This is a genomic window from Pseudomonas sp. RIT-PI-q, from assembly GCF_001297125.1.
In the GTDB taxonomy this organism is placed as follows: domain Bacteria; phylum Pseudomonadota; class Gammaproteobacteria; order Pseudomonadales; family Pseudomonadaceae; genus Aquipseudomonas.
Genome location: NZ_LHPC01000028.1, coordinates 250,411 through 274,014, shown reverse-complemented (window position 1 = coordinate 274,014; position 23,604 = coordinate 250,411). Strand labels below are relative to the sequence as shown.

General features: G+C 56.5%; 24 protein-coding genes, 1 tRNA gene and 1 pseudogene. 18 read left to right on the top strand and 8 right to left on the bottom strand.

Annotated features, from left to right (window positions below):
* Positions 1 to 11 precede the first annotated feature (11 nt).
* The 3 genes from AEQ67_RS13880 to AEQ67_RS13870 are packed head-to-tail and all read left to right on the top strand — an operon-like array spanning position 12 to position 2,205.
* Positions 12 to 803 (top strand): ABC transporter ATP-binding protein, encoded by a 792-nt coding sequence (locus AEQ67_RS13880; RefSeq protein ID WP_059404417.1) that lies wholly within the window; start codon positions 12 to 14, stop codon positions 801 to 803.
* Positions 800 to 1,585 carry an IucA/IucC family C-terminal-domain containing protein gene (locus tag AEQ67_RS13875; protein ID WP_059404416.1) on the top strand — a complete coding sequence of 262 codons (786 nt, stop codon included), beginning with the start codon at positions 800 to 802 and terminating at the stop codon, positions 1,583 to 1,585. The genes AEQ67_RS13880 and AEQ67_RS13875 overlap by 4 nt, the downstream gene beginning before the upstream one ends.
* Positions 1,582 to 2,205, top strand: coding sequence for an RraA family protein (locus AEQ67_RS13870; RefSeq protein WP_059404415.1), 624 nt, complete (start codon positions 1,582 to 1,584; stop codon positions 2,203 to 2,205). The genes AEQ67_RS13875 and AEQ67_RS13870 overlap by 4 nt, the downstream gene beginning before the upstream one ends.
* Before the next feature lie 64 nt (positions 2,206 to 2,269).
* Here the strand turns inward: AEQ67_RS13870 and AEQ67_RS13865 are convergent, their stop codons facing one another.
* Positions 2,270 to 2,515 (bottom strand): hypothetical protein, encoded by a 246-nt coding sequence (locus AEQ67_RS13865; RefSeq protein WP_059404414.1) that lies wholly within the window; start codon positions 2,513 to 2,515, stop codon positions 2,270 to 2,272.
* Here AEQ67_RS13865 and AEQ67_RS13860 point away from each other — a divergent pair.
* The 4 genes from AEQ67_RS13860 to AEQ67_RS13845 are packed head-to-tail and all read left to right on the top strand — an operon-like array spanning position 2,514 to position 8,088.
* On the top strand, positions 2,514 to 5,345 hold the full coding sequence (locus tag AEQ67_RS13860; protein ID WP_059404413.1) for a xanthine dehydrogenase family protein molybdopterin-binding subunit: 2,832 nt from the start codon (positions 2,514 to 2,516) through the stop codon (positions 5,343 to 5,345). The two genes, AEQ67_RS13865 and AEQ67_RS13860, sit on opposite strands and share 2 nt — an antisense overlap.
* Complete coding sequence (locus tag AEQ67_RS13855) at positions 5,338 to 5,877, top strand: (2Fe-2S)-binding protein (RefSeq protein ID WP_059404412.1); 540 nt, start codon at positions 5,338 to 5,340, stop codon at positions 5,875 to 5,877. Before AEQ67_RS13860 ends, AEQ67_RS13855 begins: the two co-directional genes overlap by 8 nt.
* A 2-nt stretch (positions 5,878 to 5,879) precedes the next feature.
* Positions 5,880 to 7,115, top strand: a complete 1,236-nt coding sequence (locus AEQ67_RS13850; RefSeq protein ID WP_059404411.1) for a c-type cytochrome — start codon at positions 5,880 to 5,882, stop codon at positions 7,113 to 7,115.
* A 1-nt stretch (position 7,116) separates the two neighbouring features.
* Positions 7,117 to 8,088 (top strand): XdhC family protein, encoded by a 972-nt coding sequence (locus AEQ67_RS13845; protein WP_059404410.1) that lies wholly within the window; start codon positions 7,117 to 7,119, stop codon positions 8,086 to 8,088.
* 93 nt (positions 8,089 to 8,181) lie between these two features.
* Here AEQ67_RS13845 and AEQ67_RS13840 read toward each other — a convergent pair whose 3' ends face one another.
* Positions 8,182 to 9,078: a LysR family transcriptional regulator gene (locus AEQ67_RS13840; RefSeq protein WP_059404409.1), complete on the bottom strand. Its 897-nt coding sequence runs from the start codon at positions 9,076 to 9,078 to the stop codon at positions 8,182 to 8,184.
* Positions 9,079 to 9,193: 115 nt separating this feature from the next.
* Here AEQ67_RS13840 and AEQ67_RS13835 point away from each other — a divergent pair, with 115 nt between their 5' ends.
* Complete coding sequence (locus AEQ67_RS13835; protein WP_059404408.1) at positions 9,194 to 10,042, top strand: oxidoreductase; 849 nt, start codon at positions 9,194 to 9,196, stop codon at positions 10,040 to 10,042.
* A gap of 23 nt (positions 10,043 to 10,065) precedes the next feature.
* Here the strand turns inward: AEQ67_RS13835 and AEQ67_RS13830 are convergent, their stop codons facing one another.
* On the bottom strand, positions 10,066 to 11,349 hold the full coding sequence (locus AEQ67_RS13830; RefSeq protein ID WP_059404407.1) for an NAD(P)/FAD-dependent oxidoreductase: 1,284 nt from the start codon (positions 11,347 to 11,349) through the stop codon (positions 10,066 to 10,068).
* A gap of 183 nt (positions 11,350 to 11,532) precedes the next feature.
* Between AEQ67_RS13830 and AEQ67_RS13825 the strand changes: the two genes are divergently transcribed.
* Both AEQ67_RS13825 and AEQ67_RS36715 read left to right on the top strand, forming a co-directional pair.
* Positions 11,533 to 11,609: transfer RNA gene (locus AEQ67_RS13825), tRNA-Val, on the top strand.
* A gap of 179 nt (positions 11,610 to 11,788) precedes the next feature.
* Positions 11,789 to 11,971, top strand: a pseudogene (locus AEQ67_RS36715) (DUF2514 family protein); the annotation flags it as partial.
* Positions 11,972 to 12,026: 55 nt separating this feature from the next.
* Here the strand turns inward: AEQ67_RS36715 and AEQ67_RS36185 are convergent.
* The 3 genes from AEQ67_RS36185 to AEQ67_RS13810 form a co-directional block, all read right to left on the bottom strand.
* Positions 12,027 to 12,434, bottom strand: a complete 408-nt coding sequence (locus AEQ67_RS36185) for a hypothetical protein (protein WP_059404406.1) — start codon at positions 12,432 to 12,434, stop codon at positions 12,027 to 12,029.
* Between the two features lie 354 nt (positions 12,435 to 12,788).
* Positions 12,789 to 14,786 carry an acyltransferase family protein gene (locus AEQ67_RS13815; RefSeq protein WP_059404405.1) on the bottom strand — a complete coding sequence of 666 codons (1,998 nt, stop codon included), beginning with the start codon at positions 14,784 to 14,786 and terminating at the stop codon, positions 12,789 to 12,791.
* Positions 14,787 to 14,882: 96 nt separating this feature from the next.
* Positions 14,883 to 15,212, bottom strand: coding sequence for a hypothetical protein (locus AEQ67_RS13810; RefSeq protein ID WP_059404404.1), 330 nt, complete (start codon positions 15,210 to 15,212; stop codon positions 14,883 to 14,885).
* A 117-nt stretch (positions 15,213 to 15,329) separates the two neighbouring features.
* Between AEQ67_RS13810 and AEQ67_RS13805 the strand changes: the two genes are divergently transcribed.
* The 5 genes from AEQ67_RS13805 (at position 15,330) to AEQ67_RS13780 (ending at position 20,084) form a co-directional block, all read left to right on the top strand.
* On the top strand, positions 15,330 to 16,466 hold the full coding sequence (locus AEQ67_RS13805; protein WP_059404403.1) for an acyltransferase family protein: 1,137 nt from the start codon (positions 15,330 to 15,332) through the stop codon (positions 16,464 to 16,466).
* Positions 16,467 to 16,768: 302 nt separating this feature from the next.
* Positions 16,769 to 17,893, top strand: a complete 1,125-nt coding sequence (locus tag AEQ67_RS13800; protein ID WP_059404402.1) for an acyltransferase family protein — start codon at positions 16,769 to 16,771, stop codon at positions 17,891 to 17,893.
* A gap of 570 nt (positions 17,894 to 18,463) precedes the next feature.
* Positions 18,464 to 18,706, top strand: coding sequence for an Arc family DNA-binding protein (locus AEQ67_RS13790; RefSeq protein ID WP_059404400.1), 243 nt, complete (start codon positions 18,464 to 18,466; stop codon positions 18,704 to 18,706).
* Positions 18,707 to 19,037: 331 nt separating this feature from the next.
* Entirely contained in the window at positions 19,038 to 19,694 is a 657-nt protein-coding gene (locus tag AEQ67_RS13785) for a serine protease (protein WP_059404399.1), read from the top strand.
* A 195-nt stretch (positions 19,695 to 19,889) separates the two neighbouring features.
* Entirely contained in the window at positions 19,890 to 20,084 is a 195-nt protein-coding gene (locus AEQ67_RS13780) for a hypothetical protein (protein ID WP_059404398.1), read from the top strand.
* Positions 20,085 to 20,135: 51 nt separating this feature from the next.
* Here AEQ67_RS13780 and AEQ67_RS13775 read toward each other — a convergent pair whose 3' ends face one another.
* Positions 20,136 to 20,888, bottom strand: a complete 753-nt coding sequence (locus AEQ67_RS13775; protein ID WP_059404397.1) for a carbonic anhydrase — start codon at positions 20,886 to 20,888, stop codon at positions 20,136 to 20,138.
* A 232-nt stretch (positions 20,889 to 21,120) separates the two neighbouring features.
* On the opposite strand from AEQ67_RS13775, the gene AEQ67_RS13770 reads away from it, so the two are divergent.
* On the top strand, positions 21,121 to 21,576 hold the full coding sequence (locus AEQ67_RS13770) for a DUF2214 family protein (protein ID WP_059404396.1): 456 nt from the start codon (positions 21,121 to 21,123) through the stop codon (positions 21,574 to 21,576).
* Between the two features lie 215 nt (positions 21,577 to 21,791).
* Here the strand turns inward: AEQ67_RS13770 and csrA are convergent, their stop codons facing one another.
* Complete coding sequence (csrA, locus tag AEQ67_RS13765) at positions 21,792 to 21,983, bottom strand: carbon storage regulator CsrA (RefSeq protein ID WP_059404395.1); 192 nt, start codon at positions 21,981 to 21,983, stop codon at positions 21,792 to 21,794.
* A gap of 250 nt (positions 21,984 to 22,233) precedes the next feature.
* Here csrA and AEQ67_RS13760 point away from each other — a divergent pair, with 250 nt between their 5' ends.
* Positions 22,234 to 22,599 carry an SPOR domain-containing protein gene (locus AEQ67_RS13760; RefSeq protein ID WP_059404394.1) on the top strand — a complete coding sequence of 122 codons (366 nt, stop codon included), beginning with the start codon at positions 22,234 to 22,236 and terminating at the stop codon, positions 22,597 to 22,599.
* Between the two features lie 93 nt (positions 22,600 to 22,692).
* Complete coding sequence (locus tag AEQ67_RS13755; RefSeq protein WP_059404393.1) at positions 22,693 to 23,604, top strand: siderophore-interacting protein; 912 nt, start codon at positions 22,693 to 22,695, stop codon at positions 23,602 to 23,604.

Sequence of the window (23,604 nt, the reverse complement as noted above, 5' to 3'; positions counted from 1 at the left end):
GAATTCAACGTATGACGTCGATTGCAAGTCGCGGCCTGACCCTGAGTTATCAGCGCCAGGTGATTATTGACGCGCTGGACATGCAACTGCCCAAGGGCAAGATTTCGGTATTGATTGGCAGCAACGGTTGCGGCAAAAGCACCTTGCTCAAATCCTTCGCCCGGCTGCTGAAGCCGCAGCAGGGCTCGGTGATTCTCAACGGCGTGGATATCCAGCAGAAATCCACCGCCGCCGTGGCCCGGGAGCTGGCGATTTTGCCGCAAACCCCGAGCGCGCCGGAGGGCATCACTGTCCGGCAATTGGTGGCGTTGGGGCGTTATCCGTATCAGAGCTGGATGCAGCAGTGGTCGGCGGAAGACGAAGCCATGGTCAACCGCGCGCTGGCGCAGACCAGTCTGCTGGCGCTGGCGGATCGGCCGGTGGATGCGTTGTCCGGCGGGCAGCGCCAGCGTGCGTGGATCGCCATGACCCTGGCCCAGGACACCGGCATCGTGCTGCTCGACGAGCCGACCACCTTCCTCGACCTGGCACACCAGATCGAAGTGCTGGACCTGCTGCGCGACCTCAATCGGCAGGAAAACAAAACCATCATCATGGTGCTGCACGACCTCAACCTGGCCTGTCGTTACGCCGACCATATGGTGGCGGTGCACAACCAGACCGCGTTCGCTCAGGGCCGGCCCGATGAGGTGTTGACCGAGGCGCTGGTCAAAACCGTGTTCGACCTCAATTGCCGGATCATTCCCGATCCGTTCTTCGGCACGCCGTTGTGCATTCCGTTTGGCCGGGAACTGCCGCAATGAATCTGGCCGGCCATTTCACGGCGCCAGAGTGGGCGGTGTTGTCCGCTGGCTTGCGGCTCAAGGACAGCGAAGAGCGCGACCCGTTGCGTTCGCTGCTGGCCCGGGATTTGTTGCAGGACGACGTGTGCGAGCAACTGTTGGACGCCTTGGGTCCGGTAATCGGCTCGCCGACCCGGGCGATCACCGCCTCGCTGCTGGGCAAGCGCTTGTCGTTTCTGGCGACGGGCGCGTGCCTGTACGCGATGTCGGTGTACGACAAAGGGCTGTTGCTGACGCTGGACAATTCGATAGTTGAATACGGTCACGATGACGGCTTGTGGACCTCTTCTATGCCGCTGCGTCACGGCCAGCCGCTGACCTATGGCGCGAATGAGCGCGAGGCCTGGCGGGAAGCGCTGGTGCAGGCGCTGTTTGCCGGGTTGCTGAAACCGCTGTGGCAAACCTTCAATCGGGTGACTGGCGTTTCACGGCGCATCCTCTGGGAAAACACCGCCGTGCGCGTGTATTCGCTGTATGAAAAACGCATGGCAAAAATCGACGATCCGCTTATTCGCGAACGCTGTGAAGCGGACTTCCAGTGGCTACTGACGCAAGCCGAGCCGGCGCTGTTCGGCCTCGATTACAACCCGTTGAGCCATTTCCGCCGACCACCGACGCTGGTGGATGAAGGGCAGCGCAGCATTCGTTTTCGCCGAACCTGTTGCTTCTACTACCTGGCCACCGAGCCCGCAGAATACTGCTCGACCTGCCCATTGCTACGTCCGGGGAAAAAATGCCGATGAGTGATCAGATTAGCCCCCGCCAACAAAACCTCAGCCCGGAATTGATCGCCCAGTACCGGACGATCCCGTCGTCCACCCTCGGCCATTTTTCCGACCGTGGCTTCCTGCGCGGGATCAAGCCGCTGTTCAACGACATCCGCATGGTTGGTAACGTCGTCACGGTCAAAGTCTTCCCGCCGGATGGCAGCATTTTGCGTGAAGCGCTGCTGCTGAGTCAGCCGGGCGACGTGCTGGTGATCGAGTGCGTGGGTGACGCGGAGTGTGGCTGCTGGGGTGAATTGCGCACCCTCGCCGGACTGATCAAGGGGCTGGCCGGAGTAGTGGTGTCGGGTGCCGTGACCGATGTCAGCGCCTTGCGACTTCATGGGTTGCCGGTGTTTTGCCGCAACGTCAGTTCGTTCACCACTCGCGGCATCGGTGCCCAGGGTGAGGTCAATCAGCCGATCCAGATCGGCGAAGTGCGAGTGCAACCGGGAGACTTGGCCATCGGTGATGACGACGGCGTCTTTATCCTCGACGCCGGGCGAGCGGCCGAGCTATTGCCCGAGCTGCTAATCAAAGAACAATCCGATCAGCGCCGCCGCACGGAATTCCTCCAAAGACTCACACAGAACCTGTAGGAGCGAGGCTTGCCCGCGAAGGCGTCATCACTGGCGCTAAAAGCTTCGCGGGCAAGCCTCGCTCCTACAAAAAAACAGCGTTTCTCATCGATTTATTGCAGCGCAACGCCGCAGTATTTTTGATTCTTTGGTCAGTTTTTTGTAACAGGTTGTTTGCCGCAAGCGTAGAAACCTTTAAAGTTAACCTTTCGGTCAGCTTTGCACTGTCAAATTCAGCCTTTTGCTTCGTCCAAAAGCGCTTCTGCAAGACGCGAGATCCCCAGAACATAACCAGAAGGGCGGGCCCATAACCGCCCAGAGGATGATCCATGTCCAACCGTGAAATATCCCGGCGCTCGTTCCTTCAGGGCGGGCTGGTGGCGGGTGTGAGCGTGACGCTCACGCCGCTCAGCTCCCAGGCACTGGCTGCCTTGATGGAAAACAGCGTGACCGTGCCGTCCGAGCAATGGCTTGGCAACAACGGCAAGGCGCGCGCGCGTAACGATGCCTTGTCGAAGGTCTGCGGCAGCAAAGTCTTTGCCCGCGACATCCGCGCCAAGGACATGCCGGGCTGGCCGCAGCAGCAGGGCCACGCCATGCTGCTGAAAATCACCAAGGCCGACCGCATTTACGCAGGCTACGACCTGTCGTGGCTCGGCGCCGACTTGCAGCCCGACCGCATCGTCACCGCCGCCGACCTGGACAAGGACGGCATCGCCTTCCCGGAAGAGCACGCGCCTGATCCGCTGCTGCCGGAAGGCAAGGTGCCGATGTTCATCGGTCACCCGGTGGCGATCCTGATCTGGAACGACTTCGAGCGTTTCCGCCAGGCCAAGGCCAAACTCAAATTCAATGACAAAGCCATCCGCTATGGCGAAAAAGCGCCGTTTTATGAGGGCGATCCCTACGGCAGTTTCCGCTACGTGCGGGTCGGCGGTGCGACCTCGGCGGACGAAGATGAATTCGCCAGCCTCAAGGATTCGATCCTGTTCCCGATGCTGAAAAACCGTCGCCCGGTGTGGAATTCCCAGCCGGACTTGCACGGCAACCTGACCGAGCGCGGGCTGTTTTACGCCGACCGGATGAAGCAGCAGATCGATACGCCACCGGACAATTGGCTGGTGTTCGACGAACGCTACAAAACCCCATCGATCGAACCTGCCGCGATGGAGCCGGACAACGGCAACGGCTGGTACGACCCGGCGACCAAGACCCTGCACTTCGTGGTTGCCACCCAGTGCCCGCTGGAAACTGCGACCGAGACCGCGAAGATGATCGCGCCGTCCCGTTTCGGCCTGGCCAACCTGAACATGCACCCCGGTTACACCGTGGGTTACGGTTCCAAAGACCACAACATCTTCGTCTACTACGCAGCGTTGGCCGCGCTGTACGGCGCCGGTGTGCCGGTGCGTTTGGCCAACGACCGCTACGAGCAATTTCAGAGCGGCATCAAGCGTCACCCGTTCGACATCCGCTACCAACTGGCGGTGGACAAGACCGATCACAGCTTCAAGATTTTCCGCGCCGAGATGAGCGTCGACGGCGGCGGACGCATCAACTACAGCCCATCGGTGGCGGCGGTTGGTGCCACGGCGGCGCAGTCGATCTACTACATGCCGCAGAACGATTTGCAGGTCACGGCCTATCATTCCCGCGCCGTTGAGGCCGGGTCGATGCGCGGCTACGGCACCCTGCAAAGCATGGCCTCCACCGAGATGATGGTCGACGAAATCGCCGATCGCCTCGGCATCGACGCCATTGAACTGCGCAAGAAAAACGCTATGCGTTCGGGCATGAAAAACACCCAGGGCGCGGTGCCGGCAGGTGCCTTGCGCCTGCACGAGATTCTCGACAAGGCGGCCGTCCACGACGTCTGGAAAAAGCGCGACCTGCTCAAGCTGCAACGCGAAGCCGCAGACCCGGATCACTGGTACGGCGTCGGTTTCGCCATCTGCCAGAAAGACTTCGGCACCGGTTCCGAAGCGCCGATGGCCAGCATCGAATTCAGCGCTGAAGGCCGCATCCACCTGCGCCACATCGGCATCGAGATCGGCACTGGCATGTCCACTTCGCAAGCGATGGTGGTGGCTGATTTCCTCGGTAACCCGGCGCACGAAGTGAAGACCGGCGAAACCGAATGGAAAGAGTTGCAGATGATCACCGGCGGCAACCCGTACATCATGAGCCAGGCCGAGCAAGACGGTTTCCTGCGCAATCCGCGCTGGGTCGGCAAACTCGCGTCGGCGTCGTCGGCGACCAACTCCGCCTACTACTTCAGCCACGCCACCCGTGAAGCGGCGCGTGTGCTGTTTAACCACGGCTTGTGGCCGGCGGCGTTGCAGATCTGGGGCCAAGGTCCTTATGGCGGCCAGGCCAACCCGTACGTGGTGCGTCGCGAAGACGCGCATTGGGTCGACGGCAAACTCACCGCCAACGGCATGCAGCCGCTGAGCTTTGAACAGCTGGCCAAACATGCCCACGAAAAAGGTCTGGTGACCGGCGCGACCGTGCACGGTTTCAACCGCTGGAGCTGGGCCGAGGCCGAGTTCAGCATCGACGGCGTGCGCGAGCGTTTGCCGCTGGACGGTCTGGCGGTGAAGTACGGCGACGGCGCACCGAGCGTGAAAAAGGCGCAGATGACCAGCGCCGGTTTCCATCTGCTCGACCGCCAGAACATCCACTACCCCGACACTCAGTTGAATAACGCGGCGGTGACTTACTACAGCCCGGTCGCGACGCTGGTGGAAGTGAAAGTGAACAAGGGCTCCGCCGAAGTACAAGTGCTCAACCATCACTCGTGGGTCGAGTGCGGTCGGGTGCTGGTGGAAGAACTGGTCAAGGGCCAGCTCGAAGGCGGGATCGCCATGGGCATCGGCCATGCGCTGCTCGAAGAGATGCCGCTGTACGAAGGCGGGCCGGGGGAGGGGGACTGGAACTTCAACCGTTACCGCTTGCCGATGGCCCGGCACGTGGCGGTCTGGAACCAGACGGCCGAGATCCTCCCGCCGCTGTCGCCGAGTGATCCGTCCAAGGGCATTGCCGAAGTGGTGATGATCCCGGTGGTCGGCGCCATCGGTAACGCCGTGGCCCACGCCATCGGCAAACGGGTCCGCGACCTGCCCATCACTTCTGCCCGCATCAAGGAGGCCCTCAATGGCTAACCGTCCGTTTCAACTGACCCTCAACGGTCAATTCGTCGGCCCGGTGGACATCCCTGATGCCCTGCCGATGATCGATTACCTGCACGAATACAAAAACCTCACCGGCTCGCGTCTGGGCTGCGGCCAGGGCATTTGCCACGCCTGCGTGGTGATCGTCGACAACCCCGACGGCACCAGCGAAGAAGTGCGCACCTGCATCACCGGCGCGCACTATTTCGAAGGCAAGAAAGTGCGGACCATCGAAGGTCACGCGACCCGCGATGAGCAGGGCAAGGTCACTCAGCTGAACCCGATCCAGCAGCGCTTCGTCGATGAATTCGCTTTCCAGTGCAGCTACTGCGCGCCGGGGTTTGTGAATGCCGCGACGGTGCTGGTAGAGAAGCTGCAACGTCAGCCAATCGCCAAAAGTCAGCTGGAGCAAGTCATCGAGGACAGCCTCGGCCACCACGTCTGCCGCTGCACCGGCTACGTGCGCTACTACAGCGCGACGCGCAACGTACTGACCGATCTCGGCCTGGTCAAGGAGGGTTAAGCATGAAGCAACTACTTTCCCGCCTGGCGTTGGCGGTCGGTCTGGCTGCGCCGGTGTTTCTGGCTCAGGCCGATGATCAGGTTGTTCGCGGTGCCTATCTCGCGCGCGCCGCTGACTGCATGGCCTGCCACACCGCACCGGGCGGCGCGCCGTACGCGGGCGGCCTGCCGATCGTTTCGCCATTCGGCACGATCTACGGCACCAACATCACTCCGAGCAAAGAGCACGGCATCGGCCTGTACAACGACGACGAGTTCTTCGCCGCGCTCACCGAAGGCAAGCGCCGTGATGGCGCGAACCTGTACCCGGCGATGCCCTACACCTCGTATCACCTGATGCCGCGTGAAGACTCGGACGCGATTCACGCCTACCTGAAAACCGTCGAGCCGATCGAACGTGCCGCACCAGTGACCAGCCTGAGCTTTCCGTTCAACGTACGGCTCGGGCTGATGGGCTGGAACATGCTCTACGGCAAGGACGTGAAACTCTCGTCCACCGAAGGCAAAAGTGAGGCTTTCAAACGCGGCCAGTACATGGTCGACGTGCTCGGTCACTGCGGCGAATGCCACACGCCACGAGGTTTGCCCGGCGCGATGCAACAGGACAAACGCATGACCGGCGGCCTGCTCAACGGCTACCTGGCGCCGAGCCTGCTGGCCAATGACCTGGCCGCACGCGGCTGGAATCATCAGGACCTGAGCACCTTCCTCAAGCACGGCATGAGCGCCCAGGGCACGATGTTCAACGAGATGTTCCCGGTGTTCCACAACAGCACCCAAGGCCTCAATGACCCGGACCTGGCGGCGATGGCAACTTACCTGCTCGGCGATCAACCGCCAGCGGCGAAGACGCTGACCGAAGTGCCGCTGGACACGCTCAGCCCGAGTGCCCAGCGCGGTCGTCAGGACTACCTGAACGTCTGCGCCGGATGCCACGCGGCCGATGGCGAGGGCAAGCCGCACATCGCGGTGGCCATGCGCGGCAACACCACGTTGCGCCTGGAAGACCCGCGCAACCTGCTGCGGGTGATCGAGGACGGGATCGGCGAACAGAAATTCGCCGGGTTCGAACGCATGCAACCGATGCCCGGTTTCGCCGACAAACTCAGCCACGAGCAACTGACCGACCTGCTGAATTACCTGCGTCAGGGTTGGGGTGGTCAGTCGGCCGAGCTGGCGGTGAGTGAGGTGCAGAAGCTGCAAGCCGACGCACCACCGGCCGAGCACAAGGCGCACTGACATGCAGCATCTCGATCTGCAAGTGGTGAGGCGGGCGCTGCAATGGTCTGTTGCCGGTCAGCGCGTGTGGTTGTGCACAGTGCTTGCCACCTACGGCTCGGCGCCGCGTGCGCCGGGTTCGTTGCTGGCGGTGAATGTTGATGGGCAATGGATCGGCTCGCTGTCCGGCGGTTGCGTCGAGGAGGATTTTCTTGAGCGGGTCGCCGAGGGTTTGTTCGATCAAGCCGTCAGCGTTGTGCGTTACGGCGAAGGCGACGATCCGCGTTCCCGAGTGAGCTTGCCCTGCGGCGGCGTGCTCGATGTGCTGGTGGAGAAGCTTGAGTCGGACTGCGAGGTTCAGGCGCATTTGCGGGAGCTGGAGTCGGTGCTGTTGGGCCAGCGTCGGCTGATCCGTGAAGTCGATCTGGCCAGCGGTGCGCGTGCTCTGTTCGTAGATCGCGAGCAGGGTGTGCGCATCGAGCGTGAGATCGATCGAGTGCGTGTGCGGGTCGGGGCGGCTCAGCGTTTGCTGCTGGCGGGGTATTCCAGCGTCGCTCAGGCGTGTGCGGAGGTTGCGGGGGGGGTTGGGTTCGAGGGGGTTCTCTGCGACCCACGGGACGAAGTGCTGGAAGGCGTGGTGCTGGAAAACGTCGAGATTCGCCGCCAATTGCCGTCGGTGTTTATCGCTGACGGCGGCTGCCACAGCGACACGGCCGTGGTGGCGCTGACCCATGATCCGCGCATCGATGACCTGGCGATGATGGAGGCGGTTCGCACCGATGCGTTCTACATCGGCGTGCTGGGCTCCGTGCAAACCTCGCAGAAGCGCTTCGAACGGTTGCGCCGGATTGGTGGATTAGGGGATGTCGAACTCGCTCGCATTCACGCGCCCATCGGCCTGAACCTGGGCAGCAAAACACCGGCAGAAATCGCCCTGGCCGTCCTTGCCGACATCCTGCGAATCCGCAGCGGCATCGCCCGGGACCGGCTCTGACCACAACCCCTGTAGGAGCAAGCTTGCTCGCGATGGCATCACTGCGGGCTAACTGATTCACCGCGTCATCGTTCATCGCGAGCAAGCTTGCTCCTACAGAGGATCATTCATCTTCAAAAAATCAATAAACGCCCGCAGCTTTTTCGGCGTGTTGTTGCGTTCGAAATAGTACAGATACAGCGTGCCGGTCGGCACCCAGTCTTCCAGCACCGACACCAACTCCCCGCTGTCCAGGTACGGCGCAATCGGCGCATGGGACAGGTACGCGAAGCCAAATCCATCCAGCGCCGCCCTTAACAGCAAATCACTGTCGTTGGTCGCCAGCCGTCCCTTGACCGCGATCCGCGTGTGCTTGCCGGCGTTTTCAAAGTCCCAGCGGGGCAGGGCACCTGAGGCTGCACTGCGATAGTTCAGGCAGTCATGCTGCAACAAATCCTGCGGCTGCCGTGGAATGCTCCGACCTTGCAGATACTCCGGCGACGCCACCACCACAAAGCGCATGTTCGGCAAAACCGGCACCACCACCATGTCTTCGGCCAGCACATCGTCGTAACGAATGCCGGCGTCGAATCCCTGGGTGACGATGTCGATCAGGCTGTTGTCCACCGCCACTTCGAGATTGATCCCCGGATGCGCCAACAAAAAACGGCGCAACAGCGGTTGCAGGACCAGCCGGCTGGCCGTCGAGGGAACACTCAGGCGCAAGGTGCCGGCCACCTCTTCACCTGCCGCTGAGGCGCTGCGCAGTGCCAGCCCCAGGTCCTCCATCAGCGGCGCGATCTTGCCGATCAATTGCGCGCCGGCTTCGGTGACATTGACGCTGCGGGTCGTCCGGTTCAGCAGCCTCAACCCAAGTTGTTTCTCCAGTTCACGCACGGCGTGGCTGACGGTAGAAACCGACAGCCCCGTGGCATCCGCCGCGCTGGTGAAGCTTTTGGCCTGGGCGACCTGCATGAGCAAGCGCAGTTGCTGAAAGTCCGGATCTTTCATTGTGTGGTTTTCCCGAAAAGGGTTTGCGGATTATGGCTCTTTTTAGGATAGACCGACCTGTCCATACTCCACCGACGGCTCGCGCCTGCGAGCAGCTCCCTGGAGGAAGATCAGCATGACTGCATCGACAGCAAAACCGGTCTGGTTCATCACCGGCTGTTCAACAGGTTTCGGTCGTCAACTGGCATTGCACACATTGAGCCTGGGCTACCCGACGGTGGTCACGGCACGCAACCCGCAGCAGGTCGACGACATCGTCGAAGGCCACGAAGACAACGCATTGGTGCTGAAGCTGGACGTGACCGATCCAGCGCAGATCAAGGCTGCCGTGGAAGCCGCGCAGGCACGTTTCGGTCGTATCGATGTGTTGGTCAACAACGCGGGTGTCGGTTACTTCGGTTCGTTCGAAGAAAGCGATCTCGATGAAGTGCGCAAGATGATGGAAATCAACGTCTGGGGCCTGGCGCAAATGACCCGCGCGGTGTTGCCTGGCATGCGCCAGCAACGTAACGGCACGGTGGTGAATATTTCTTCAGTGGGCGGGATCGTGGCCTACCCGGCAGTGAGTTTTTATCACGCCACCAAGTTTGCCGTAGAAGGCATGTCCGAATCGCTGGCGCAGGAAGTGGCGCCGCTGGGCATCAAGGTGCTGATCGTCGAGCCAAGCGGTTTCCGCACCGATTGGGCAGGGCGCTCGGCCAATGAGGCAAGCCAGAACATCGAGGATTATCGTGAGACCGCTGGCAAACGGATGGAAATGATCCGGGGCTACAGCGGTCATCAGCCGGGTGATCCGGTGCGGGCCGCGGTCGCCATCGTCAATGCGGTCGAGGCTGAAAATCCACCGTTGCGACTGTTGTTGGGCAAAGCGGCACTGGCAGGCGGACGCGGCAAGATCGAAGCCTTGCGCAAGGACTTCGAAGGTTGGGCCAGCGTCAGCGAAGGGGCTGACTTCCCGAGCTGAAAAACGCGATCCCTTGTGGCAGCTTAGTACCCGAATTTATCGCGCAACCCGTAGTACCACGCGCCCAGCGCCGCGAACGGTGTCCGCAGCATTTGTCCGCCCGGGAACGGGTAATGCGGCAAATCGGCAAACGCATCAAATCGCTCGGCCTGCCCGCGCAGCGCCTCTGCCAGCACCTTGCCCGCCAAGTGGGTGTACGTCACACCGTGGCCGCTGCAGCCCTGGGAATAGTAGATGTTGTCGCCCAGGCGCCCGACCTGAGGAAGACGCGACAGGGTCAGCAGGAAATTGCCGGTCCAGGCATAGTCGATTTTCACATCCTTGAGCTGCGGGAAGGCCTTGAGCATCTTCGGTCGAATGATTGCCTCTATGTTCGCCGGGTCCCGTGCGCCATACACCACGCCGCCACCAAAGATCAGGCGCTTGTCACCGCTCAAACGGTAGTAATCGAGCAGGTAGTTACAGTCCTCGACGCAGTAGTCCTGAGGCAGCAGGCTTTCCGCCAGCGCGTCACCCAACGGTTCGGTGGTAATCACCTGAGTTCCGCAAGGCATCGACTTGGCCGCCAGTTCGGGCACCAGATTACCCAGGTACGCGTTGCCCGCAACAATGATGAACTTGGCCCTGACCTTGCCCTGTGGCGTGTGCACCACCGGATTTGCACCGCGCTCGATGCGCACTGCCGGCGACTGCTCATAAATAGTGCCACCCAACGACTCCACAGCCGCCGCTTCGCCCAGCGCCAGGTTAAGCGGATGAATGTGCCCGCCGCTCATGTCGAGCATGCCGCCGATGTATTGATCGCAGCCCACCACTTCACGGATGCGACGCTGATCCATCAACTCCAGCTGCGTATGACCGAAACGCTCCCACAGGCGCTTCTGGGATTCCAGGTGACCCATCTGTTTGGCAGTGATGGCGGCGAACACTCCGCCGTCCTTCAAATCGCACTGGATATTATATTTGGCGACCCGCTCACGAATGATCCGCGCGCCTTCGAACGCCATCTCCCCCAACAACTGCGCCTGCTTGGGACCGACGCTGCGCTCGATCACATCGATATCGCGGCTATAGCTGTTGACGATCTGGCCGCCATTACGCCCCGACGCACCAAAACCCACCTTGGCCGCTTCCAGGACCGTCACCCGAAAACCGTTCTCCAGCAGAAACAGGGCAGAGGACAGCCCGGTGTAACCGGCGCCGATCACACAGACATCAGTCTCTACGACATCCTGCAGGGCCGGGCGCGGCGGAACCGCATTGGCCGATGCGGCGTAATAGGATTCTGGGTAGGGGGTGTTCGCCATCCGGGTGCCTCTGTTTAATATATTTTACGAGTGAATCGATCCTACCCGAGTTAAAAAACCACCGCCAGCCACCGGAAATTCTTCTTTGCAGCAGCAAAATTAAATATTTTGCATATTCATAGGGTTAGCTCGAAAAAAGGTGTTGACACCCCTCCGGAATTCCGTAGAATGCCGCCTCACAGCAGGCACGTAGCTCAGTTGGTTAGAGCACCACCTTGACATGGTGGGGGTCGTTGGTTCGAGTCCAATCGCGCCTACCAAACAAAATCCGCTCTGCTGGGCGGTCTAGAAGGGCTCACCGAAAGGTGGGCCCTTTTTTGTTGGATGCGATTTGCAAAGCCTTTGAAATACCGCGCTCAAAACGCCAACTCGGCGCCCATCTCTACGTACTCGATCTTTTTTTTCGTCGTGCCCCACGCTTCGTCATCTTCTCGTCCGCATGCCCCTAAAGCGCGGATCTCATGAAAGGTGGGGCGATCACCTGCGGGCAGCTCTCCATAAGCCTTCGAATCGTCCTGCGCCTGGGCGAACGACCGCCGCAAGCCAGGCAGTTACCCGCGCCGCAATTGTGCTTGCCGACGTGCTCAGGCGCGCTGACCGGCGAGCGGGCGATTTGGCTGCAGTTGCTGATCGGGCCAGCGCCAGAGGAGTGACCTGTGAGCAGGCGTATGACGGTGTCACGCCTCGGCAGGGCAGTGCTGCCGCTGATTCTCGGTCAGAGTCAGCACCTCACGGTGAGCCACCAAAGTCGGCGCATTATTCACTTCAGGACGTGACTTTTCTTTCCGGCGAAGGTCGCGGGCACGGACCACCTTAATAGCCGAAAATGCCAATACAAGACCTACCGGCCAAGCCAGCAGTGCGACGACGATAAACAAAGCGGAATTCAGACGGTCCACATGTTCGAGCCCCAAGGCTCTCAACGCGGTATCCAGGACGGGGTTGGTTCTTACTGTGACCTCTGCATCGTCCACCCAGTCACGCAGGGCGTGACGCAGCTGCCATGCAACGCCCCAGAGCAAAGAGATGAGCCAGATCGCTACCAGGAGAATGCTGATGTTTGTGATAACAAGCCGAATTTCCATGATTGTATTTCGCCATGTCGCTGGGGGAGGGCACAACTTTAACGCTTAATCCTTACGGCTGGATGTACGTTCGCACAGAATTTATTCGGTAAGCAAATTCCCCTCTGCTGCACGGTCTAGAGGGGCTCACCGAAAGGTGGAGCCTGGGTTTTCCTTTTGGTCGTCCTCACATTCAGGCTGTTTAACGTGGTCGCTGCCGGCCTATCAAGGCGAGACCTCAATACTGAGAGCTCACCTTCCTTGGCGAGCATGGCCAGGCGCGTGGCCATTAGGGCCAAGGCGAAAGGAAGCTTTGATCAAAGTCGGAGCCAGGAAGTGACATGCGAGGTGCTTGCACCTCGCTTCTTCAGTCAGTTACGGGTTGAAAATATCTGGAGCGTGCTCCTTTGCCCAAGTGGCGAAGAGCTCGCTCATTTTCTGGCTGGCATATTCCGAGTAGTGATAGACCTGATCCCGGTACATTGGCATGCCATCCAACACCATCGAGCATTTACTCGAGTTACAGATGAGCTCGTTCTGGTCAAAGAACTTTACTGATGGATGTTTTGCGAGAATTGCTTCCATCATTGGTCTGAAGCGGTCGTCAACCTCCTTCTTCTTTTCGATTGGAACCGAGCAGCCTTCGTTCATGCCTGAAAAGAAGGGGCGAGTGAAGCAGCCCTTGATGTCAGTATTAAAGGTCATGTGTGGAACAAAAATGATGACATTTACATTGTTTGCAAGTAAGCGCGCGACCCTTTCTTCAACGAGTGAAATATAAAACTCACCATAGGGTGTATTAATAAGCCCGTCGATGATTGCGTACTTGACTGTCTTTGACTTTTCAATGATGTCAAAAATCAAGTTTTCCTGGTGCGCTGGTCGGTAGCCGGTGCAAGGGTCATTGCCACCCAAGATCGTTTTGTCAGAATAGGTCGGTGATCCGACACCGCAAGCGCCAATGCTCAGTACGGTGTTATTTTTAAGATCTTTGTTATTGGCAAGGCCAGGGTACAGGTGATTGGCAAAGCTGTTACCAAATAACAATATAGTAGGACTGGCATCTTTATTGGTGCTGCAGAACCAATAACCAAAGTCTTTACGCTCTTCGAAGGCGTAGCGATTCAGGCAAATGTCGTTGACGGCATATTTCCAGGATGACCCAACAAACTGGTCCTGCACCGCAATGGTTTTCTGGATACTTGGGCGCCAGGGCAGACCGGCGTTTTGATAGGTCAGGAAGCCCGTCACTCCGATAGCTGTCATCGCCGCAACGAGCGCGGTGGTGGTTTTCCAGTTTCTGTTGTTACGGAATGGTTTTTCAACAAACCAGTAGGTAAGCCATGCCAGCACAATCGACGCCAGTACAAGGGTGATACGGGTGTCCTCTGGTGGCGTATTGTTCTCGACGATGCGCGCAAAAGTGAGCAGCGGCCAGTGCCACAGGTAGAGTGGAAAGCTGATGAGGCCGAACCAGACTAATATGCGATTTCCTAGAACATATTTGTTGAGCAGTGCGCCAGGCCCGGCGCCAATAACCAGTGCCGCACCAACGGTAGGGTAGAGAGCCACCCAGCCAGGGAACTGATCAGCCTTGGTAATGGTCGCCAAGCCATAAGCAATAAGTGCCAGGCCACTGACTGACATCAAGTTACGGGTGAGCGCGGTGTTCTTGAAGTGTTTGGATGGGAAGCAATGGGCATAGGCGAGCATTGAGCCAATAATTAGCTCCCATACCCTGGTGTGTGGCAAGTAGAAAGTATAAGACGGGCTTTCGCGAACGTTCTCGATATTGGCGACAAATGATGCGCCAAACAAGATTACTGCGATAAACAAAAGATTAATGTTTCTTTTCCAGGCGGCCCAAATAATCAGCGGCCAGAAAATGTAATACTGTTCTTCGATGCCAAGCGACCATAAATGCAGGAAAGGCTTTATCTCGGCGGATGTATCGAAATAACCACTTTCGTCAAACAGAACCAGGTTCGATATAAACGAAGCGCCACCGGCAATATGCTTGCCGAGTTGTTGGAATTCATCGGTGAAAAGAGCCAGCCACCCAAACACGTAGGCGCTCAACATGACGACGATAAGCGCCGGGAAAATCCGGTTTACCCTTTTTGAGTAAAACTCTCCTATACGGAATGTTCCACGCTCCGCACTTTTCATCAATATCGTTGAAATCAGATAGCCCGAAATAACGAAAAAGATGTCAACGCCGATAAAACCGCCAGTGACCAGCTCGGGGAATGCGTGGAAACCGACCACCGCCAACACCGCAATTGCTCGCATGCCGTCGATGTCGGGCCTGTATTTGGGATGCGCGAGGTGTTTCTCGATGCTTGCAATGCTTTGTGTTTGTAGGGATGTCATGACTTAAAGCCGGCTCCAGGGATGAAGTATTCCATGCACAACGCGCGGGCATGCTACTCGTATCGGGCTTGATACAGAAGCTGTTCGAGCGTGAATTCATTGTGCAAATGGATCTGCAGCGGTATGACGCATTAGGCGCCTTGCATTGGCAAAATCACCGTCGGTCAGCCCCTTCTTGGAGGAGAGCGTCTGAGGTGGGCCCTTTTTTGTTGCGTGGATTTTGGGCTGGCACCATTGCAGGATGCCGTCGACCTCGACGAAGCAACGCTGGCGGAAGTAGTATTGCTGCGGTTGGGGGACAAACGCTGCGTGGCGCTCCAGCCCGTTCGGGATCAACCGGGGTTTCCAAAAACTATATGTATGGCCCGTAGCACCTTTCTGGTGCAGGTCGAGAAGACGCCACACGCGGATGGTACGGATGGTCATCTCGATGTAATCTTTACTGATTGAGCGCCCATCGGGATTTCAGCGGCGCACCAGGCTAACGCCGTAACCATTATGGATAATGAAGTGTCGAATTTTTTGAATTTGTGAGCATCTTATATGAGCGTAAAAGAAACACGGAAGTATGCGTATATTGATGCTCTCAGAGGACTCGCAATAATCCTGGTTGTTCTGGTGCATTCATCCCAGAGTGTGAAGCCGACCAGCTCAATGCTTTCGTGGTTTATGAACGAAGGGGCACGAGGGGTGCAGCTATTTTATATAGCGAGCGCTATCACTCTTTGCATGTCATGGGCGGCCAGAAAAACCAATGAGCTCCATCCCGTGCGTAATTTTTATATACGGAGAATCTTTCGTATCGCACCAATGTTCTATGTGGCAATAACTGGGTTTCTTTATCTCAATGGAACGCTGCCGACTTACTGGGCTCCCAATGGCATCGAATGGTGGTTTGTTCCGGTCACTGCTTTGTTTTTACATGGGTTCCACCCGGAGACTATAAACTCGGTAGTGCCAGGTGGCTGGTCGGTAGCTGTTGAAATGACGTTTTACCTTATTTTCCCTGCCTTGATGTGGGTCAAACGGTACTATTGGCTTGCGATAATGTTGATCGCCTGCCTCTGCCTGCAACAATACAATGGCTTTATTTTTTCACACGTATTTGTATACGAAGAACGTCAGAAGTACCTGATTGATGTGTTTTCCTTTTATAACTTTTTAAGCCAGGTGCCCGTGTTCATTATGGGGGTTATGGCGTATGTGTTCCTCGCCAAAGAGAAGGCTCTTACTAAGACATATGTGGTTGTTGGCGGGGTGGTATTCGCTCTGCTGCTCACCGAGTTTTTGATGCAGTCGCAGTCGTTTGTTTCGCACCATGTGATTGCTGGCGGTTTGTTCGCATTATTTTCTATTTTTCTTGCTTATCACCCGACTCAGCTACTGGTAAACCCGGTAACTGTTTTGCTCGGGAAACTTAGCTTTAGCATGTATTTGATTCATATTGCAGTGCTGAAAGTAATAGGAATGTCAGGCGTCAATGGTTTCTTTGGTGAGGGCAATAAAGAAAGTGTTGTGTTCTTTCTGTTTGTCCTGATCGTTTCAGTGGGTGTTTCGTGGGTTACGTATCATTTCATTGAGAAGCCTGGTATTACGCTCGGTCGAAAATTGATTGATAGGCTGGAAGCCGACCAGTCGAATGTCGATTCGACGTCGTTGCCATCGGAACCCGTCAAGTAAACGCTCGACCCTCGCACTGCTGAAAATCATCCCGAAAGCCGGTCGGGGCGACGCCTGATCCCACTGGCGCATGCTCAGCGAAGTATCGCAACCACAACGACGCCAGGGACTGATCGCTTTGGCGGCGTGTCGAGGTTACGTCGGGTAGGTTTCTCGCTATTATGTGTCACGTGGCGAGTAGTAGGGCCTTGGGCTGTTGAATTGTTGCCTGCTTCACGCTTGCAGAAGAGGCTTGATCGCAGTGATAGCGAGAGTCTTATGTGAAATAATTTGGTTATAACAATAAAGGTTAAGAGTATCTAATGTCTAGAATGACGCTGGAGCAATCTCAGCAACTTGACTCAATTCGCGCTCTGGCTGCGATTGCTGTTTTGTTCGGGCATACTTTTCAGACCCTGCTGTTGCCGGCCATTAAGTCCTGGTTTACCTTGGTTGTGCTTGTGTCACAACTCGCCGTTATGGTTTTCTTCGTACTCAGCGGCTTTCTTATAGGAAAGTCTGTGTGCAACAACATATCAAAAAACTCAGTGTTCAGTATTGGCCAGTATATAAGGGATCGAGCCTTCCGAATCTATCCACCGCTGATCGCATCTTTGATTCTGATAATCGTCTTTTCTATTGCGGCACCTTACGTGTTTCCTTCTGGAACTAACTCGCTGCTCATCATTGAAAATGTGGATTTCGTCCGTGCTGAATTCGTGACGATTCCATCGGATATTTGGGGCGCACTGCTATTTCTCAATGGTTTCAAAGTCGAGACGGCTCCCACTAATGGGCCGCTTTGGAGTTTATCGATTGAGGTTTGGTATTATGTAATAGCGGCGTCAGTTTTTCTGTGGCCTAGCAGAAAAGTGCTTGCGGGCTTCCTGCTTGGCTTGACAATTTTTGTCACCTACAAGAGTTTGTTGTTTTTTATACTGGCTCCGGTATGGTTTTCGGGCTTTGGGTTAGCGTTGATTCACCAGCGTAGACCACAGATGAATAACCGGATTTTTGCGGTAGGGTTTGCGATCTCTAGTATAGCGGTTGTTGCTGTCGTCATTTTTTCGTTGTTTGATGAGCCGTCTGGCAATGCAGTGGTATACGAAACGCTAAACATTTTTAGAGTGGTGTCTGGATTATGGTTTGCTTGTTTTCTTGCATTGCTCATGGGAGGGTTGACGTCCTTTCCCAAGTTTCTTTATAAGCATGCGAGTTATTCATATACTCTGTATGTTATTCATTTTCCGATCATGCTGTTTGTTCTTGGGTTGTCGCAGAAACTAATATATGCGTCGGTGCTAAATGCTGTGCTAATTAGTGTCGTGACGATTTTGATTTCGTTGGCAGCATCTTGGCTGTTAAGTCGCTGGGTCGAAAACAAAACATTCATTTCTCGCATCGTGCGCTCTGTTAAACAGATAGTAACGAAAAAGGCAGCAGCCTAGGTCCTCATCATTCGAATGTAGAATTTTTCATTGTGGTGCTGTTGTTTATCCCGTATTGAATGGGCGATGTATTTCCAAATAGGACCAAGTCAGGGAGTGACAAAATGGGATGGTACTCAGATCTCAATGCGTGGGCAGCGAAAGTCTCGAATCGGATATCGAAACGACATCGGCGTATCGCTGCCAGCGTTCTAATGCTTTGCTGGGGAGCGGGAATCTGCTTCCGTTGGCCTGTCGAGCCTGTCTTCTTCTTCATCATTGCCTTTCAACTGGCGTTCACGTCGCTGTTCATGAAGGACCAGATACCTGAATCGACAAAGAAAAGTCGAGCCACCAAGGCACGATGATTTTGTCGCTGGGATCTTCTGATTTCTGATGGCCCTGCCATGGCTATCGTTGGTGCTGCTGTATGCCCACCTCAGTGCAGTTTCCTGCCGCCATGGACCGTAACTGTAGAACGCCAGTATCAATGTAGGAAACGTCGAGCGTTAAATTCAGAAAAGTCCTATATGAAAAGCGGTCTGCCAGGCTTCAAGCTATTGGACGGTTATTTCTACTAAGGATTTTAGGGTGACTACCACACTCGATACATTTGTTCTCCGGCTACCTGAAGATTTGCATCTGAAATTAAAACGCGCCGCTCAACTGAATAGGCGAAGCCTGAATAGCGAAATCGTCGCTAGAATGGCGCGTGCTTTAACCGAGATGTCCACGGATAAACTGGATGATGGATCCAAACTTGCGCTGATCAGGAAGGTGATTGTGCTGGAAAATACAATTGCGCAGATCAAAATGAGCGCTGGTGCCGACTGACGCGCAGAGTGGCGAGTTGGATGCGCTTCCCTCTCATGGCCCTGGCCCTATGTCGAACGTCGGGCCATGGCGGCGTGCGTTAGTTACCATAGAAGCTATTGTTTTTTCTCTTTGTGTTTGACGCTTTTCCGGCGTCAAACATTTGCACTAATTGGCTGTATCGAAAAGAAATTAGCCTTAGCGCAATTCATTCATACGGCCCATTACAAACTCAGCCATAAATAACAAAACGTCCAACTAGACAAGCGGCGAGGATAACTAATACCCGGCAAATGACAAAAAACTGACAACAAAAAACAGTCATATACTCCCTATAAGTCGGTGAAATATCATGATCAAGATCATGGCCTGCTTTTTAATAGGAGCTATAACTGCAGGATGCAACGGCATCGTCAAACCCGATCTTTCGGGGCCTACTAACGATTCATACTTCGTCGTCTTTTCAGGCTTTCCTTTGCCCTATGTATACATGGCTTCGGCCGTACAATGGAACGAGGACTACGCTGTCACTACCCGCCACACGCCGCTTGTCTCCAACGTGAAATACAGCTGCAGTACAGGCTGCGATCTCGTCTTCATCCAGCACAAAGCCAACGGCCGCTGCCCTTCGTGGCGCGCACCGCGTGTAGGCGAGAGCATTACAGCCGTGGGGGCGAGCCCTTATCTGGTGACCACCACCGGGAAAGGCAAGGTGTACCAAACGCCTTTCGTCAATGCCACCGAACACAGCGGCGATCTCTATGGCATCCATGATGCCCCGCTGGTCCAGGGGATGTCGGGTGGACCAGTCATCGCCGGCGACGGCAGTGTTGTCGGTATCAATATCGGTTTTTACTCCACCACACTGAACGATGTGAGCTTCCACCCCGGCATAAAGATGGCCGAGAGAATCAGCCTCTTTGTTCCCTACTCGATCATTCAGCGAGAGTGGGCGCTGTTGCAGGCAAAACTAAATGATCCGCACGGCGCGAAATATGCCTCGGAGTAGCTTTTAGTTATTGTCGAAGTCCAATCGCGGCGACCAAAGAAAATCCACTCTCTGGGAGACCCATCAAATGGTGGGTCTTTTTATGGTCTGCAATTTTTCCTCTCGCTGACACCGTTTGCCGAATGTCTTCATGGCGCGGTTTGTTTTCGATTCGGGCGTAAACTAGGGGCGCTACCTCATCAAAAGGAGCCGCATATGATCGCCGACCAAATGAACAAACAGGCCTCTGAGAACAGAGCTGTTTGGGATCAATACTTCTGCGCTGCGTTGATTGCAGAAAGCAATCTGACGGCACCCGTTGTAGGAGGGGCTACTCACGACGACAGGCAAAACCTGTTGATAGAAAGGGCCAAAGCGCTCGCCGACAAGATGATGGAAAACAGAAAATAACCAGAGCCCAGCCATCGCGCTGGGCTCTTTACATCAGGATATCCCTCAGGCTCAGGCGATCAATTCCACTTTGCCGGTTCCAAGTCGATAAACGCCACCGACGATTTTTAACGTGCCCTTGCTGAGTGCATCAGTTAGCAAGGGTGAGGCGTTTTTCAGGCGGTTGACGGAGTTTTTGACGTTTTGCGCGGTGGCGTTTTCGACAAGGCTTCCGGGTTCCTTCAGCACTTTCTCGATAGAGGCCTTGAGCGCGTCGGTCAGTTTCGGGATGTGGCCAGGGAAAACGATGTGATCTTTAACGGCCTTTATGCCTGCCTCGATAGCGCCGCAACTCTCATGCCCCAACACGAGGATCAACGGTGCCCCGAGCACCGCGACGCCGTATTCAAGACTTGCCAGCCCCTCATCGGTCACGAAGTTGCCTGCCACGCGAATGGCGAAAAGGTCGCCTCGAGCCGTGTCAAAAGCGTATTCGGGAGCGATACGCGAGTCCGAGCAACTCAGCACCGCCACGAACGGGTTCTGGCCGGAGACCAGGGCTTCTCGTTCCGCCTTGAAGTCGTGTGTCTTGGAGGTGCCGGACACATACCGTTCATTTCCCTCCATCAGTCTTTTCAGCGCCATATCGGGGCTGATCGAGTTTTGTGGTTTTGGGGGGGAGGACGGTTTCTCGGCGGCCTGGATGATCTTGCCCGGCAGCACGCCGGCCAGCAGCAGAGCCCCTGCGCCTAGTCCGGCAAAACGAAGAAAACGACGACGATCATTGGCGTTTTGAACAGGTTTTGAATCACATGATTCACACATGATTTTGTGTACTCAGGTCAATTCGGTGGGAATGACTGCTGTTGGGGGGTAGTGCTTCAGGAACCTTTGGCACTAGTGTTCTGGAGTCTAGACGCTCTGTAATATTTTGTTTTAAGCATGCTCATGAGGGAGATGGCGAATTGTTTGAGGGGGAAGTGTCGTGGTGCAGGCCGGCAATTCTTGGGCTACTACTGACAGGTTGATTCAACTTCGTCCTGACAGGAGTATCTCGATGCTGGCTCACTGGTTTCTTGCGGCGGTTCACCTTTTGGCATTTGCCTTGGGCTTCTGGGCTGTGCTGACTCGCGGCACGGCTTTTCGGCGTCTGGCTGCCGGGGTGGGGGAAGCTCGCAGCGTATTGATCGCGGATAATCTGTGGGGCATTTCTGCCGTCATTCTTCTGATCACCGGTGGGATGCGCGCTTTTGGCGGGTACGAAAAGGGCACTGATTACTATCTTCACCAGCCATTGTTCCACCTCAAGATGACGCTTTTCGTCCTGATCCTGTTGCTGGAAACTGCACCGATGGTGACGCTGATCAAATGGCGGATTGCGCTGGGGCGTGGCGCGGCGATCGATACCGGCCGTGCGAAGTTGTTTGCACGGATCAGCCATATCGAAGCGCTGCTGGTGTTGCTGATGGTCGTGGCGGCCACGGGCATGGCGCGGGGCGTGACGTTCGGTTAGTTGAGTGTGATCAGACACTTTCTCGGGGTTAACCCGTAACGTCTGACAGTCATGGCGTGTGATTTGCCGTTAGGATCGGCGGCGGATTCCTGACGGCATCGCAGAGGAATGCCATGACTTCTCAAGAAGGGGGCGAGCGCGTAACGGGAGGGCGATGCGGCGCTTGAATCTTAAGCCAGCCGTGGCGAGCGGGCTGGCTACTGATGCAACTGGATTCAGGTCTGCGGCTTGTCCGGGGCGGTCAGGCCAGCCTGAATGCGTTGATAAATTTCTTCGCGGTGCACTGCAACGTCTTTCGGGGCGTTGATGCCAATCCTGACTTGCTGGCCGCTTACGCCCAGAATGGTGATCGTAATGTCATCACCAATATTTATGCTTTCACCGACTTTGCGGGTGAGTATCAGCATGGTCTTCTCCTTGATTGCTTTGTAGGGCACCTGATTCGAACAGTGCAGAGGTCGGTGGTATGTATAGATTAGTGCGAAGTCTCACAGTTTGGGTGCCTCTTTCTGACGCGCAGATGCTGCATTAATTCCCAAGGCGTAACTATACAGAGGCCGCAACCATCATTCTCGTTGTTTTAAGCCCATTTTGCGGCACTCGGGAAGTATTCATGAATGTTAAAATCCAGGCTTTTAGCATTCAGAGGGAAGCGTTGTGCGCAAAATGGTCTTGGTAATCGCGGTACTGGCGCTGGCGGGATGCGGTGAGGGCAAGAGCGTCGACGCGCAAAAGTCGCAGCCGGCTGCGGCGGCCGCGCCCGCGGTGGCATCTGCGCCACAATGGGATCTCGAAGTGCGAGGCGAAACGACTCAGGCGGTCAGCGACCTCAGCGGCTGGTTGATCGAGCACGCTTTTGTTTCCAACGTCGTCACTGAAAATGGCAAAACCCGGATTCTGGTCGGGCCATTCAGTTCGAAGGCCGAGGCTGAAGCCAGGCAGGCAGATTTGAATGCGGCGCTGGCTCGGGCGAAAAAAATGAACATCGAATCGCTGATTGTCGAGCGCCCAGCCGCTCAGTAACGATCCTGCTGTTCGGCGGAACATCTTAAAGGGTGTCGGTAGGGGCTCGTCTCTATACGAAGTCACTGTCGATTCCCTGAAGGAGCTCTGCCCATGGCCTCCGCCAATCCCTACAAACTATTCGACGCGGTCTTGCGTCAAAAAAAGACCCTGAGCCCTCATTTGATGCGCGTCACGCTGGCCGGCCCGATGGTCACCGAGATGGCGACCTGGGCGCCGGATCAACGCGTGAAGCTGTTCTTTCCTGCCGTCGACGGATCGCCCGCCCGATTGTCCCATGACGATGGCTGGTACGCCCGTTTCCGCTCGATGCCGGTGGCCCGGCGCCCGGCGATGCGTACTTACACCATCCGTCATTTGCGCGCCGAGCAGGGCGAAGTGGACATCGACTTCGTGTTGCACGGCGAAACCGGTCCCGCGTCCCGTTGGGCGCTCCACGCGGTGCCGGGCGAACCGATTCAGATTGTCGCCCCGGATCGCCGGTTCTCGGCGCAAGACGCGGGAGGTTTTGAATGGAAGCCCCCGCAACAGCTCAAGCAGTTATTACTGGTCGCCGACGCCACTGCATTGCCGGCCGCGCTTGGCATTCTCGATGAGATGGCGGCGCTTGCCGAGCCGCCGATCACCCAGGCGTTTTTTGAAGTGGACAGCATGGAAGATGCGCTGCCGGTTCCAGACTGGCCCGGGCTTTCGGTGGAGTGGCTGATTCGCGATCACGCCGCCGCGACCGGGGCGGGATCGCTGATGGTCGAAGCGGTCCGTCGGGCGAATCTGCCGTCATCCTCTTCGAGTACACACGATAAGGTGGAGTTGGCGGAAGTCGATGTCGATGCGGACATACTCTGGGAAACCTCGGAATCGGCCGCTGATGGCTTCTACGGCTGGATCGCCGGGGAAACGGTGGCGGTGATGAGCCTGCGCAAATACTTGATCAAGGAGCGCGGCATAGCCCGGGAGTCACTCAACCTGATGGGTTATTGGCGCTACAACAAAGTCGGTGGTTAG

Coding starts and splice junctions, on each gene's coding strand:
- AEQ67_RS13770 (WP_059404396.1), top strand. CDS start 21,121: ATGCTGGCTCACTGGTTTCTTGCGGCGGTTCACCTTTTGGCATTTGCC.
- AEQ67_RS36185 (WP_059404406.1), bottom strand. CDS start 12,434: ATGGAAATTCGGCTTGTTATCACAAACATCAGCATTCTCCTGGTAGCG.
- AEQ67_RS13830 (WP_059404407.1), bottom strand. CDS start 11,349: ATGGCGAACACCCCCTACCCAGAATCCTATTACGCCGCATCGGCCAAT.
- AEQ67_RS13810 (WP_059404404.1), bottom strand. CDS start 15,212: ATGACCATCCGTACCATCCGCGTGTGGCGTCTTCTCGACCTGCACCAG.
- AEQ67_RS13840 (WP_059404409.1), bottom strand. CDS start 9,078: ATGAAAGATCCGGACTTTCAGCAACTGCGCTTGCTCATGCAGGTCGCC.
- AEQ67_RS13835 (WP_059404408.1), top strand. CDS start 9,194: ATGACTGCATCGACAGCAAAACCGGTCTGGTTCATCACCGGCTGTTCA.
- AEQ67_RS13865 (WP_059404414.1), bottom strand. CDS start 2,515: ATGGATCATCCTCTGGGCGGTTATGGGCCCGCCCTTCTGGTTATGTTC.
- AEQ67_RS13780 (WP_059404398.1), top strand. CDS start 19,890: ATGATCGCCGACCAAATGAACAAACAGGCCTCTGAGAACAGAGCTGTT.
- AEQ67_RS13805 (WP_059404403.1), top strand. CDS start 15,330: ATGAGCGTAAAAGAAACACGGAAGTATGCGTATATTGATGCTCTCAGA.
- AEQ67_RS13815 (WP_059404405.1), bottom strand. CDS start 14,786: ATGACATCCCTACAAACACAAAGCATTGCAAGCATCGAGAAACACCTC.
- AEQ67_RS13845 (WP_059404410.1), top strand. CDS start 7,117: ATGCAGCATCTCGATCTGCAAGTGGTGAGGCGGGCGCTGCAATGGTCT.
- AEQ67_RS13785 (WP_059404399.1), top strand. CDS start 19,038: ATGATCAAGATCATGGCCTGCTTTTTAATAGGAGCTATAACTGCAGGA.
- AEQ67_RS13755 (WP_059404393.1), top strand. CDS start 22,693: ATGGCCTCCGCCAATCCCTACAAACTATTCGACGCGGTCTTGCGTCAA.
- AEQ67_RS13875 (WP_059404416.1), top strand. CDS start 800: ATGAATCTGGCCGGCCATTTCACGGCGCCAGAGTGGGCGGTGTTGTCC.
- AEQ67_RS13850 (WP_059404411.1), top strand. CDS start 5,880: ATGAAGCAACTACTTTCCCGCCTGGCGTTGGCGGTCGGTCTGGCTGCG.
- AEQ67_RS13800 (WP_059404402.1), top strand. CDS start 16,769: ATGTCTAGAATGACGCTGGAGCAATCTCAGCAACTTGACTCAATTCGC.
- AEQ67_RS13855 (WP_059404412.1), top strand. CDS start 5,338: ATGGCTAACCGTCCGTTTCAACTGACCCTCAACGGTCAATTCGTCGGC.
- csrA (WP_059404395.1), bottom strand. CDS start 21,983: ATGCTGATACTCACCCGCAAAGTCGGTGAAAGCATAAATATTGGTGAT.
- AEQ67_RS13870 (WP_059404415.1), top strand. CDS start 1,582: ATGAGTGATCAGATTAGCCCCCGCCAACAAAACCTCAGCCCGGAATTG.
- AEQ67_RS13880 (WP_059404417.1), top strand. CDS start 12: ATGACGTCGATTGCAAGTCGCGGCCTGACCCTGAGTTATCAGCGCCAG.
- AEQ67_RS13775 (WP_059404397.1), bottom strand. CDS start 20,888: ATGTGTGAATCATGTGATTCAAAACCTGTTCAAAACGCCAATGATCGT.
- AEQ67_RS13860 (WP_059404413.1), top strand. CDS start 2,514: ATGTCCAACCGTGAAATATCCCGGCGCTCGTTCCTTCAGGGCGGGCTG.